Source organism: Streptomyces sp. adm13(2018) (assembly GCF_008042145.1).
GTDB lineage: Bacteria > Actinomycetota > Actinomycetes > Streptomycetales > Streptomycetaceae > Streptomyces.
In genome coordinates, this window is the sequence record NZ_RDBH01000141.1 from 805,638 (window position 1) to 818,600 (window position 12,963).

The window sequence follows — 12,963 nt, forward strand, 5'->3', positions numbered from 1 at the left end:
GCCGAGGACCTCGACACCTATCTGCACGCCCCCCGGTGGTACCAGCGGGCGGTCGGCGCGACGCCCGCCGCACCCGCCGCCCTCGCCTACTTCTCGCCCGAGTTCGGCGTCACCGCCGCCCTGCCCCAGTACTCCGGCGGCCTCGGCATCCTCGCCGGCGACCACCTCAAGTCCGCCAGCGACCTCGGCGTCCCGCTCATCGGCGTCGGCCTGCTCTACCGGCACGGCTACTTCCGCCAGTCCCTCGGCCGGGACGGCTGGCAGCAGGAGCAGTACCCCGTCCTCGACCCCGGCGAGCTGCCGGTCACCCTCCTCCGCGAGCCCGACGGCAGCCCCGCCCGGATCACCCTCGCCCTGCCCGGCGGCCGCAGCCTGCACGCCCACCTCTGGATCGCCCGCGTCGGCCGCGTCCCCCTCCTCATGCTCGACTCCGACGTCGAGGAGAACGCCCCCGGCGAGCGGAGCGTCACCGACCGGCTGTACGGCGGCGCCGGCGAGCACCGGCTCCTCCAGGAGATGCTGCTCGGCATCGGCGGCGTCCGCGCCGTCCGCACCTACACCCGGCTCACCGGCACCCCCGACCCCGAGGTCTTCCACACCAACGAGGGCCACGCCGGCTTCCTCGGCCTCGAACGCATCCGCGAACTCCAGGGCGAGGGACTCGACTTCGACAGCGCCCTGGAGACCGTGCGCGCCGGGACCGTGTTCACCACCCACACCCCCGTCCCGGCCGGCATCGACCGCTTCGACCGGGCGCTGGTCGCCCGCCACCTCGGCGAGGACGGCGAGCTCCCCGGCGTCGACACCGGCAAGGTCCTCGCCCTCGGCGACGAGACCCCGCTGGGCGGCGAGCCCGGGGTCTTCAACATGGCGGCCATGGGCCTGCGCCTCGCCCAGCGCGCCAACGGCGTCTCCACCCTCCACGGGGCCGTCAGCCGGGCCATGTTCGCCGGACTCTGGCCGGGGTTCGACGCCGAGGAGGTCCCGATCACCTCCGTCACCAACGGCGTGCACGCCCCCACCTGGGTCGCCCCCGAGGTCGGCCGGCTCGGCCCCGACCCCGCCGACCGCGAGCTGTGGGACCTCCGCCGCACCCTGCGCGAACGGCTCGTGACCGACGTACGGGAGCGGCTGCGGGCCTCCTGGCGGCAGCGCGGAGCGGCAGCCGCCGAACTCGGCTGGACGGACTCCGTCCTCGACCCCGACGTCCTCACCATCGGCTTCGCCCGCCGGGTCCCCTCGTACAAGCGGCTCACCCTCATGCTGCGGGACAAGGACCGGCTGCGGGCGCTGCTGCTGCACCCCGAGCGGCCCGTGCAGCTCGTCGTCGCCGGCAAGGCGCACCCCGCCGACGACGGCGGCAAGCGGCTCGTGCAGGAACTCGTCCGGTTCGCCGACGACCCCCGGGTCCGGCACCGGATCGTGTTCCTGCCCGACTACGGCATGGCGATGGCCCGAGGCCTCTACCCCGGCTGCGACGTCTGGCTCAACAATCCCCTGCGCCCCCTGGAGGCCTGCGGCACCAGCGGCATGAAGGCCGCGCTCAACGGCTGCCTCAACCTCTCCGTCCTCGACGGCTGGTGGGACGAGTGGTACGAGCCCGACTTCGGCTGGGCCATCCCCACCGCCGACGGGGCCGCCGCCGCGGACGAGGAGCGACGCGACGACCTGGAGGCCGCCGCCCTCTACGAGCTGATCGAACGCCGGGTCGCGCCCCGCTTCTACGACCGGGGTCCCGACGGCGTCCCGGCCGGCTGGACGGCGATGGTCCGCCGCACCCTCACCGACCTCGGCCCGAAGGTGCTCGCCGACCGGATGGTCCGCGAGTACGTGGAGCGGCTGTACGTGCCCGCGGCCGCCGCGCACCGGGCGCTCACCCCGGAGCGGGCGCGGGAGCTCGCGGCCTGGAAGGCGCGGGTCAGGGAGGCCTGGCCCAAGGTGGCCGTCGACCGCGTCGAGGTCGGCGACGACCTCGCGGACGACCTCGCCGACGCCGAGCTCGGCGCGACCCCGGTCGTCCGGGTCCGGGTCGCCCTCGGCGCGCTCGCCCCCGACGACGTCGAGGTGCAGGCCGTCACGGGCCGGGTCGACGCCGACGACACCCTCGCCGACCTCCGCGCCGTCCCGCTGAAGCCGGCGGGCGGCCCGGACCTGGAGGGCAGGCAGCCGTACGCGGGCACCCTGGCGCTCGACCGCACCGGCTCCTTCGGCTGCACGGTCCGGGTCCGCCCCTCCCACCCGCTTCTCGCCCACCCGGCGGAACTCGGCCTGGCGGCCCTGCCGGAGGAGACGACGGGCGAGGGGGCCGGCGTGCTGCTCCGGTAGCGCCCCCGAGCGGGGGAGTCCGGCCCGGCCGGACCGGATTCCCCCCGCGGCACGGTCTAGGGCACCTCGGCCTTGTCGGCGAGGTGCCCGTCGACGAAGCACAGCCGGTACACCGGCACGGCGGCCAGCATCGTCGAGCGGTAGTACCGGCACTCGTCCATCCCGGGCGGCTCCGGCGGAGCCGCCCGCGGCCGGCCGTCCAGCGGATGCTCGGGCCAGTCGTCGATCAGGGCGTCGAGCCGCGCGGGGGTCTGGCCGAGCCGGATCCGCGCGTAGTCGTCCGGCTCCAGATACGACTGCGCCTGCGTCCACGCGGCGACCCCCAGCATCAGCGCGCCCAGCGCGGCGAGCAGGGCCAGCGGGATCCAGATCGCCCGCGCCAGACCCTTGCGGACCTCGCGGCGCGCCAGGTCCAGCTCCCTGGCCGAGGTGGGGGCGGCGGGCAGCGGCGCGGGGGCCCGGCGCGGCAGCACCGCCGTCAGGGCGAAGCCGCCGTCCTCGGTGACGCGGTGGCCGAGAGTGCCGCCGACGAGCCGGACCCGCTCGCCGAGCGCGACGAGACCTGTCCCGCCGGAGCGGGCGCCGAGCGGGGGCGCGCCCGTGCCGGGGCCGCTGACCACCTCGACCCGTACCGTCGCGGCCTCGTCGTCCTGCGGGGTGACGGTCAGGGCGACCGCCGCGCCGGGCGCGTGCTTGGCCGCGTTGGTGAGGCCCTCCTGGACGACCCGGTGCAGGGCGAGCCCCGACATCCCCGGCAGCGTGGGCACGGGCGTCGCGGCGAGGGTGACCGTGAGCCCCGACGCGCGGGCGCGGGCCGCGAGTTCCTCGACCGTCTCGCCGGCCGGGCTGGTCGGCGCGGTGTCGTCCTCCTCGCGCAGGACGCCGATGATGTCCCGCAGCCGGGCCGTCGCGTCGGCCGCCGCCCGGCGCAGCTCGCCCGCCGCCCGCTGCTGCTCGGGGCCCAGGTCGGGGGAGACCTCCAGGGCGCCCGCGCGGATGGCGATGAGGGCCAGGTCGTGGCCGAGCGAGTCGTGCATGTCGCCCGCTATCCGGGACCGCTCCCGCAGCCGCTCGCGGTCGGCGACGGCCGCGTGCTCCCGTTCCATCCGGTCCGCGAGCTGCCAGCCGCTGCGCACCAGGCGGTCGTACTGGCGCACGTACCGGCCGATCAGCCAGGGCGCGACGACGGCGAGGGCGAGGGCGAGCAGCAGGGTGAACCACTGGCCGAGCGAGGTGCGGGTGATCCAGGTGAGGGCCAGGCCGGTGGCCGCGACCGCGCCGAACAGCCAGAGCGCGGCCCGGGTGTGCTCCTGGCGGCGGCCCGCGAGGTAGCCGAAGGCGACCAGGGCCAGGCTGTACGAGGGGGTGAAGAGTTCCAGGCTGGCCGGCAGGCTCGCCGCCACCGTAGCCGCGAGCGACACCAGCGGCCACCTCCGGCTGACCGCGACGCAGCCCGCGAGGACCACCACGCCCACCGTCACCCGGGTCCAGCTGCCGCCGTCGTTCGGGTCCGACTTCAGCAGGACCGGCACACAGAGCAGCAGCCAGAGGAGGAGGTCGAAGAGGCGCTCGCGGGCCGGCTCGCGGGCCGGCTCACGCATCACCGGTCACCAGGCCCGCCTCGTACGCGAGGACCGCGAGCTGGACCCGGTTGCGCAGGCCGAGCCGGGCGAGGACGGCGCTCACATGGGCCTTGACCGTGCCCTCGACGACGTACATGCGGTCGGCGATCTCCTGGTTGGAGAGTCCGGCGCCGAGCAGGGCGACGACCTCCCGCTCGCGGCCGGTGAGGCGGTCGAGGCGGGCACGGGCCGCGGCCGCGCGGGTGAGGCGCTCGCCGCCGAGGGTGTCGATGACCCGGCGGGCGACGGTGGGGGAGAGGGCGGCGCCGCCGCCGGCCACGGCCCTGACCCCGGCGATCAGCTCGCGCGGGTCCCCGGACTTGAGCAGGAAGCCGCTGACCCCGCCGCCGAGGGCGCGGGCGATGTACGCGTCCTCGGAGAAGGTGGTGAGCATGACGACGGCGGTGCCGGGGACGGCCCCGCGCAGTTCTTCGGCCGCGCCGAGCCCGTCGAGGCGGGGCATCCGGATGTCCAGGAGGGCGACGTCGGGGCGGTGTTCGCGGGCGAGCTCGACGGCCTCGTGGCCGTCGCCGGCCTCGGCGACCACCTCGATCCCGGGGTCGGTGGCGAGGATGGCCCGCACCCCGGCCCTGATCATCGTCTCGTCGTCGGCCAGCAGCACCCTGATCATGGGTCCCAGGGTACGGAGGGGGCCGCGGGGGCCCGGACGCACGGACGCCCGGAGGGAAGGATCCCTCCGGGCGTCCGGCACTTGTGACTCGGGTTCACTCACTCACCCGTCTGCCCTCGCGGGGCCTACGGGAAGGTGAGCTTGAAGCTGTTGATGTAGCCGGTGTCCACCGAGGCCTTGTCCTGGACGCGGAGCTTCCAGGCGCCGTTGGCGACCTCGGAGGAGGCGTTCACGGTGAAGGTCTGGACGATGTTGTCGGCGCTGCCGCCGGAGCGGTTGGAGAGGCTGTAGGCCGATCCGTCCGGGGCGACGAGGTCGACGACGAGGTCGCCGCGGTAGGTGTGGACGATGTTGACGTCGACCTTGAGGGCGGAGGGGGCGTTGCCCGTGATGCCCGTGACGTTGACCGTGGAGGTCACCGCGGCGCCGTTGTCCGGGATGGACACGTCGGCCGTGTTCTCGAAGACCTTGCCGGGCTGCGGCTCGCCGCCGCCGGGCCGGGTGCCGACGTTGATGGCCGCCCAGGCGTGCTGGACCGCGAGGGTCTCGGGGGCGTTGGCGCCGTACAGCTCGGTGGCGACCGCGACGGTGCCGGTGCGGGCCGCGGCGTAGTTGGTGTTCGAGCTGAACTTGGTGGTGAGCGCCTTGAACCAGATCAGCGAGGCCTTGTCGCGGCCGATGCCGGTGACGGGCAGGCCGTCGGAGGTGGGCGAGTCGTAGTTCACGCCGTTGACGGTCTTGGCGCCGCTGCCCTCGGAGAGCAGGTAGTACCAGTGGTTCGCCGGGCCCGAGGAGTAGTGGACGTCGATGCCCCCGAGGCCGGAGTACCACGCGTCCTTGGACGAGCCGTCCTTGCTCGGCTTGTCCATGTAGCGGAGCGGGGTGCCGTTGCCGCGGATGTCGATCTTCTCGCCGACCAGGTAGTCGCCCGGGTCGTTGGCGTTGTTGGCGTAGAACTCGACGGCCGCCGCGAAGATGTCCGAGGTGGCCTCGTTGAGGCCGCCGGACTCGCCGCTGTAGACCAGGCCGGCCGTGTTCGAGGTGACGCCGTGCGTCATCTCGTGGGCCGCCACGTCGATGGAGGTCAGGGGCTTGGTGTTGCCCGCGCCGTCGCCGTACGTCATGCAGAAGCAGGAGTCCGACCAGAAGGCGTTGACGTAGGCGTTGCCGTAGTGGACCCGGGAGTACGCGCCGACGCCGTCACCGCGGATGCCGGTGCGGCCGTGCACGTTCTTGTAGTAGTCCCAGGTGAGCGCGGCGCCGTAGTGCGCGTCGGCGCCGGCCGTCTCCTTGTTGGAGGGCGTGCCGTTGCCCCACACGTCGGTGCTGTTGGTGAACAGCGTGCCGGTGCCGGACGTACCCCCGTTGAGGTTGTACGTCTTGTGGTTGCCGCGGCCGGTGTCGGTCAGCGTGTACGAGGGCGCGGTGCCGAGGGTCACCTGGCCGCTGTACTGCGTGTTGCCGGTGCCGGTCTCGATGGCCTGCCACTCGAAGAGCTTCGCGCCGGTCTTCGCGTCCGTCACGACGTGCAGCTCGTTCGGGGTGCCGTCGTGCTGGAGGCCGCCGACGACGGTCTCGTACGCGAGGACGGGGCTGCCGTTGGCCGCCCAGACGACCTTGCGCGGGGCGCGGTCGGCCTTGGCCCGGTCGGAGCCGTCCGCCTTGGCGAGGCCGACGGCCTGCTTCTCGGCGGCGGCCGGGGCCAGCGTGGCGGAGGTGGGGATGTTCTTGAGCTCCGCGCGGGTCGACTTGGTGACCCCGGTGGTCTTCCCGGCCTTGGTCTCGGCGACGATCAGGTCGCCGCCCAGGACGGGCAGTCCGGCGTAGGTGCGCTCGTAGCGCGTGTGGGTCGTGCCGTCGCGGTCCTGCACGACGTCGCGGACGACCAGCTTCTCCTGGGCGCCGAGGCCGAGTTCCTTGGCCTGGGCGGCCTTGCCGGCGTCGGCCGCCTTGATGAGCGCGGTGCGCTCGGCGGGGGTGAGGTCGGCCGGGAGCTTGCCGGGGTTCGCCGACGTGCCCTGCTGGGCCTTCGGGGCGATGCTCCAGGGGGCGTCGGCCGCGGTGGCGGCACCCGTCTGGACGCTCACGGCGAGCATGGCGGCGGCAGCGATCAGAGCGCCGGTCGCGGTGGCGCGACGGCTGGGCGTGGATCTCACGCAGACTCCTTCTTGCGAGGGGGGTACCGGCGGGCTGGGGTGGCCCATCCGGGCGGAGCAAGCAGAGCTGTGGAGCACGTTCACTTGGCGCGGACTCGTTCGGGTGAAGCGCTGAACTGTGGTGCGAAGAGCCGGGGAGAGAGTGACAGGAATGACGAGGACCTGTCAGGAGTGCGTCGACAAGTTGGCCGGAAATCGTTCGATGCACGTAAGGCCGTGTTCGTTAAGCGGACGTTTCGTCGATCAAGGCCGCAATGCCGTCCAATGTTCGCCCGAGCCCGAATTCGAAGAGCGTCCGCAGATCGAGACCGAACCCGTCGCCACTCGCCACGGAGGCCAGCTCCGGGTACGAGCCAGCCGATTGGATCGCGTCGAAGCGTGGCTCGTTCTGTTCCATCCACTCGCTGTCGGAGATGCCTGAATCCTGTCGGGCCTGCTCCTCCAGATCGTCCGCCATCGACAACCCCTGCACGTACGCGAAGATCGCCAGATGCGTGTGCAACTTCTGCTCCGAAGTGAGCGGGGTATGCCTCAGCGCCCGCAACATCCACTCCGTGTACGCCATCGCGTGCGGCGTCGCCACGGGCCGCGTGTACGAAGCCATCGCGTGCGCCAGCCACGGATGCCGGGCGTACACCTCGCGCAGCCAGCGCGCACCCTGCTCCAGCGCCGTCCGCCAGTGCGCCGGCGCCGGGCCGAGCGGAACCTCGCCGCAGGCCGCGTCCGTCATCAGCCGGACCAGCTCCGGCTTCCCCGGAACGTGCCGGTACAGGCCCATCGTCGACACCCCCAGCAAGGTCGCCACCCTGCGCATCGTCAGCGCGTGCAGCCCTTCCGCGTCCGCCAGCCGCAGAGCCGCGGCGACGATCTCCGCACGGGTGAGGGGAGCCGCCGGCCCGCCCCCGCCCCGGTGGACCCGAGTCCCCGTCCCCGTACCGCCGCGGACCCGGGAGCCGGAGGCCGTTCCGGAGCCGGCGCTCCCCGAGCCGCTCCCGCCGGGGCCCACCCGGACCCCGCCGCCGGACCCGGCCCCGCCCGCGCCGACCGCCGCGCGTGGACCGCCCTCGGCGTCCTCATGCTGCCGCTGCTCCTCGTCTCCATGGACGTCTCCGTCCTCTACTTCGCCCTCCCCGCCATCAGCGCCGACCTCCGGCCCGGCGCCACCGAACAGCTCTGGATCCTCGACATCTACGGCTTCGTCCTCGCCGGACTCCTCATCACCATGGGCGCGCTCGGCGACCGTGTCGGGCGCCGCAAGGTCCTCCTCGGCGGCACCGCACTGTTCGGCCTCGCCTCCGCCGCCGCGGCCTACGCGCACACCCCCGGCGCCCTGATCGGCGCCCGCGCCCTGCTCGGCGTGGGCGGAGCCTGCCTCATGCCCGCCACGCTCGCCCTGATCCGGGTGCTCTTCACCGACCCCGCCCAGCGCGCCAAGGCCGTCACCCTGTGGACCTCCGTGATGGCGAGCGGCATCGCCCTCGGCCCCGTCGTCAGCGGCGCGCTCGTCGAGCACTTCTGGTGGGGGTCCGTCTTCCTCGTCAACCTGCCCGCCATGGCCCTGCTGCTCGTCCTCGGCCCCCTGCTGCTGCCCGAGTCCAAGGGGACCGCCACCGGACGGTTCGACGTCCTCAGCGCGGCCCTCTCGCTCGGCGCGCTGCTGCCGCTCGTCCACGGCGTCAAGGAACTTGCCAAGGACGGCTGGGCCCCCCTCCCGGCGGCCGGGGTGACCGTCGGCCTGCTCGTCGGGCTCCTCTTCCTGCGTCGGCAGGCGCGGCTCGCCCACCCCATGGTCGACCTCGCGCTGCTGCGGAACCGGGCCTACGGCGGGTCCGTCCTCGCCAACCTCCTCGCGATGGCGGCGACGGTGGGCTTCGCCGTCTTCCTCACCCAGTACCTCCAGTCCGTCCTGGGCCAGAGCCCGTTCGAGGCGGCGCTCTGGAGCCTCGTACCGACCGTGGGCGTGCTGGCCGCCGCGCCCGCCGCCGCGGCGCTCGCCCGGACGGTCGACCGGGCGTACGTCATGGCCGGCGGGTTCCTGCTGGCCGCCGCCGGTTTCGCCTCGCTGGCCGGCATCGACCGCGGCACGCCCCTGTGGGCCGTCATCGTGGGCAGCGCCGTCTACGCCGGCGGGCTCGTCTCCGCGATGACCCTTGCCAACGAACTCGCCCTCGGCGCCGCCCCGCCCGAGCGCGCCGGGTCGGCCGCCGCCGTGCTGGAATCGGGAGCCGAACTCGGCGGGGCGCTCGGCATGGGCCTCCTGGGCACCCTGGGGGCGGCGGTCTACACCGGCGCGCTGCCCGCCTCCGTCCCCGCCGCGGCGCGCGAGACCCTGGGCGGCGCGCTGACGGCGGGTCCTGCGGTGCTCGACGCCGCGCGGACCGCGTTCGTGGAGGCGATGGGGGCGGTGGCGGTGGGGGCGGCCGGGCTGATGGCGGCGTCGGCCGTGCTGTCGCTCGTGCTGCTGCGGCGGGTGCGGGGCTGACACCCGTGGGTGGTGCCGTGGGGGMCGTTCCGGGGGCCGCATTCGGGACTCATGATTTACGGCGCATCGGGAGCAGTCTCCCTGAACGCTCTGTTCACGCCACAAATCACGTTCTACGTCCCGAACGCGSCCCCCCGGAACGTCCCCCACTGCCTAGCCCACCAGACTCTCCCGCCAGGCATGGTGCAGCCCCGCGTAATGGCCCTCGCCCGTCACCAGGTCCGACGGCGCCCCGTCCTCCACGATCCGGCCCGCCTCCATCACCAGGACCCGGTCCGCGACCTCGACCGTGGACAGGCGGTGGGCGATGACCACCGCTGTGCGGCCCGCGAGGACCGTGTCCATGGCCCGTTGCACCGCCCGTTCGCCCGGGACGTCCAGCGAGCTGGTGGCCTCGTCCAGGATGAGGACCGCCGGGTCCGCCAGCAGGGCCCGCGCGAAGGCGACCAGCTGGCGCTGGCCCGCCGAGATCCGCCCGCCCCGCTTGCGTACGTCCGTGTCGTAGCCGTCCGGCAGGCCCTCGATGAAGTCGTGGGCGCCGATCGCGCGGGCCGCGTCCTCGATCTGCTCGCGGGTCGCGTCCGGGCGGCCGATCGCGATGTTCTCGGCGACCGTGCCCGAGAAGAGGAACGCCTCCTGGGTGACCATGACGACGCCCCGGCGCAGCTCCGGGGTGCTCAGGTCACGGAGGTCCACGCCGTCGAGCCGTACCGCGCCGTCCGTGGGGTCGTAGAAGCGGGCGAGGAGTTTCGCCAGGGTGGACTTGCCCGCTCCCGTGGCCCCCACCACCGCCACCGTCTGGCCGGCCGGGATCGTCAGGTCGAAGGCGGGCAGCACCTCGCCGCCCGTGCGGTAGGCGAAGCGGACGCCGTCGAAGACCACCTCGCGGCCGGGCGTGCCGGTGCGGGCGGGCAGGGGGCGGGGCGCCGCGGCCTCCGGCACTCCCGGCTCCTGCGCCAACAGGCCGGCGATCTTGGTGAGGGACGCGGCAGCCGACTCGTACGAGTTGAGGAACATGCCGAGCCGGTCGATCGGGTCGTACAGCCGTCGCATGTACAGGACCGCCGCCGCCAGGACGCCCAGTTCCAGGGAGCCCGACGCCACCCGGTAGGCGCCCCAGAGGCACATCCCGGCTACCGCCGTGTTGGCCACCAGTCGTGACCCCACGACGTAGCGGGCCATCTCCAGGAGCGCGTCGCCGTTGCTGCGCTCGTGCCGGTGGTTGAGCGCCGCGAACTCGGCGTTGTTCACCCGCTCCCGGCGGAACGCCCGGACCGGACGGATGCCGTTCATCGTCTCCGCGAACTTCACGATGACGCCCGCGATGGCCGTCGACCGCTCGGCGTACACCGCTCCGGCCCGGCGCCGGTAGACGCGCACCAGCACCATCAGGGGGACGAAGGACGCCACCGCGACCGCCCCGATGCCCGGGTCGAGCCAGAGCAGGATCACCGAGATCGAGACGAAGGAGAGGACGACGCCGATCAGTTCCTGCAGCCCCTCCGAGAGGAGCTCCCGGAGGGACTCGACGTCGGTGGTCGAGCGGGAGATCAGCCGGCCCGAGGTGTACCGCTCGTGGAAGTCGACGCTGAGGACCTGCGCGTGCCGGAAGATCCGGCCGCGCAGGTCGAGCAGCACGTCCTGGTTGATACGGGCCGCGCCGCGGACGAAGACGTACTGGAGGAGCCCGGAGAGCGCCGCGCAGAGCAGGTAGCCGAGGGCCACCGCGAGGACGGGGCCGTGGTCGCCGGCGCGGAAGGCCGGGACGCCCCGGTCGATGGCGTACGCGACGAGGAGGGGGCCCGCCTGGACCGCGGCCTCCTTGACGAGGAGCACGAGGGCCGCGACCGCGACCCGCGCGCGGTGGGACCCGAGCAGCGAACGGAGCAGGGCGCCCGTCGCCCCGGGGGGTGCCGGGAGGTCGTCGCGGTCGAAGGGGTCGCTGGTCTGCTGCTCGGTCATCGGTTCCCGCCCTCGCCTTCGCCGGACATCAGCCAGGCGTACTCCTCGCTGCTGCGCAGCAGTTCGTGATGGGTACCCACGGCCGTGATCCGGCCCCGGGACAGCAGCGCCACCCGGTCGGCGAGCAGCACCGTCGACGGGCGGTGCGCCACGACCAGCGCCGTGGTGTCCCGGAGGACCTCCCGGAGGGCCGCCTCCACCCGTGCCTCCGTGTGGACGTCGAGCGCGGACAGGGGGTCGTCGAGGACCAGGAAGCGGGGGCGTCCGACGACGGCCCTCGCCAGGGCGAGCCGCTGGCGCTGGCCGCCGGACAGGCTCAGGCCCTGCTCGCCGACCTGGGTCGCGGCGCCCTCGGGCAGCCGCCCGACGAAGCCCTCCGCCTGTGCCACGTCGAGGGCGCGGCGCAGTTCCGGTTCGCCCGCCGCGCCGTCCGTGCCCATCAGGACGTTCTCCCCGACGGTCGCGGAGAACAGGGTGGGCTCCTCGAACGCCATGGAGACCAGGGACCGCAGCCGCTCCCGCTCCATCAGGGCGATGTCCTCGCCGTCCAGGAGGATGCGGCCGCCGGACGCCTCGTGCAGCCGCGGTACGAGGGCGGTCAGCGTGGTCTTGCCGGAGCCCGTGCCGCCGACGAGGGCCAGCGTCTCGCCGGGGCGGATGTGCAGGTCGACGCCGTCGAGGACGGGCGGCGCGTCGGCCGGCGCGTCCGGGTAGCGGAACGACACGCCCTCGAAGCGCACCCCGCCGGGCCCGCCGGCCGCCGCCGGACCGGCGGCGGGCGTCTCGGGCTCCTCCTCCGCGTCCATCACCTCGAAGTACCGTTCCGTCGCGGTCGCCGCCTCCTGGCTCATCGCCAGCAGGAAGCCGATCGACTCGACCGGCCAGCGCAGCGCGAGCGCCGTCGACAGGAACGCGACGAGGGTGCCCGCCGACAGGTTCCCGTCCGCCACCTGGACCGTGCCGAGGACGAGGGCCGCCCCGATGGCCAGTTCCGGTACGAAGGTGATGACCGCCCAGATCATCGCGAGCAGCCGGGCCTTGATCAGCTCCGTGCCGCGCAGCCGGCCGGAGAGCTCCCGGAAGGCGGTGGCCTGGCTGCGGTGGCGGCCGAAGCCCTTGATGATCCGGATGCCGAGGACGCTCTCCTCGACCACCGTCGTCAGGTCGCCGACCTGGTCCTGGGCGTGCCGCGCGACCACCCCGTACCGGCCCTCGAAGATCGAGCAGACGATGACGAGGGGGATGACGGGGGTGAGGAGGACGAGCCCGAGCGACCAGTCCTGGGCGAGCAGCAGGACGTATCCTGCGATGATCGTCACGCCGTTGACCAGGAGGAACGTCAGCGGGAAGGCCAGGAACATCCGGACCAGCATCAGGTCGGTCGTGCCGCGGGAGAGGAGCTGGCCGGAGGCCCACCGGTCGTGGAAGGCGATCGGGAGCCGCTGGAGCCGGCCGTACAGGTCGGCCCGCATCCGGGCCTCCACCCCCGACAGCGGACGGGCCACCAGCCACCGCCGGTACCCGAAGAGGACGGCCTCGGCGATGCCGAGGAGCAGGAGGTAGAGCGCCCCCAGCCACACGCCGCCCGGGTCCCGGTCCGCGACCGGCCCGTCGACCAGCCACTTCAGGACGAGCGGGATGACGAGCGACAGACAGGACGCGACGATCGCGACGAACGCGGCCGTGAACAGCCGCCCCCGCACGGGCCGCACGTACGGCCAGAGGCGCAGCAGGGTCCGCACGGCGGAGCGCTCGCCGGGGGCGTCGGCGGAGTCGGGGGTGGGG

8 protein-coding genes are annotated in these 12,963 nt (G+C 74.0%); 2 read left to right on the forward strand and 6 right to left on the reverse strand.

Annotated features, from left to right (window positions below):
* Positions 1–2,325: alpha-glucan family phosphorylase (glgP, locus tag EAO70_RS31825; RefSeq protein ID WP_148006631.1), on the forward strand; the 2,325-nt coding region annotated here is incomplete at its 5' end.
* 56 nt (positions 2,326–2,381) lie between these two features.
* Here glgP and EAO70_RS31830 read toward each other — a convergent pair.
* From EAO70_RS31830 to EAO70_RS31845, 4 genes are all read right to left on the reverse strand, one after another.
* A complete protein-coding gene (locus tag EAO70_RS31830; protein WP_148006253.1) occupies positions 2,382–3,926 on the reverse strand; it encodes a sensor histidine kinase in 1,545 nt (514 codons plus the stop codon).
* A complete protein-coding gene (locus EAO70_RS31835) occupies positions 3,919–4,578 on the reverse strand; it encodes a response regulator transcription factor (RefSeq protein WP_148006254.1) in 660 nt (219 codons plus the stop codon). Before EAO70_RS31835 ends, EAO70_RS31830 begins: the two co-directional genes overlap by 8 nt.
* 125 nt (positions 4,579–4,703) lie before the next feature.
* A complete protein-coding gene (locus EAO70_RS31840) occupies positions 4,704–6,734 on the reverse strand; it encodes a M4 family metallopeptidase (protein ID WP_148006255.1) in 2,031 nt (676 codons plus the stop codon).
* Positions 6,735–6,957: 223 nt separating this feature from the next.
* A complete protein-coding gene (locus EAO70_RS31845; RefSeq protein ID WP_261993138.1) occupies positions 6,958–7,548 on the reverse strand; it encodes a TetR/AcrR family transcriptional regulator C-terminal domain-containing protein in 591 nt (196 codons plus the stop codon).
* Between the two features lie 261 nt (positions 7,549–7,809).
* Between EAO70_RS31845 and EAO70_RS31850 the strand changes: the two genes are divergently transcribed.
* On the forward strand, positions 7,810–9,216 hold the full coding sequence (locus tag EAO70_RS31850; protein WP_148006257.1) for an MFS transporter: 1,407 nt from the start codon (positions 7,810–7,812) through the stop codon (positions 9,214–9,216).
* 153 nt (positions 9,217–9,369) lie between these two features.
* Here EAO70_RS31850 and EAO70_RS31855 read toward each other — a convergent pair whose 3' ends face one another.
* Complete coding sequence (locus EAO70_RS31855; protein WP_148006258.1) at positions 9,370–11,178, reverse strand: ABC transporter ATP-binding protein; 1,809 nt, start codon at positions 11,176–11,178, stop codon at positions 9,370–9,372.
* A complete protein-coding gene (locus EAO70_RS31860; protein WP_148006259.1) occupies positions 11,175–12,920 on the reverse strand; it encodes an ABC transporter ATP-binding protein in 1,746 nt (581 codons plus the stop codon). The genes EAO70_RS31855 and EAO70_RS31860 overlap by 4 nt, the downstream gene beginning before the upstream one ends.
* Positions 12,921–12,963: the final 43 nt, after the last annotated feature.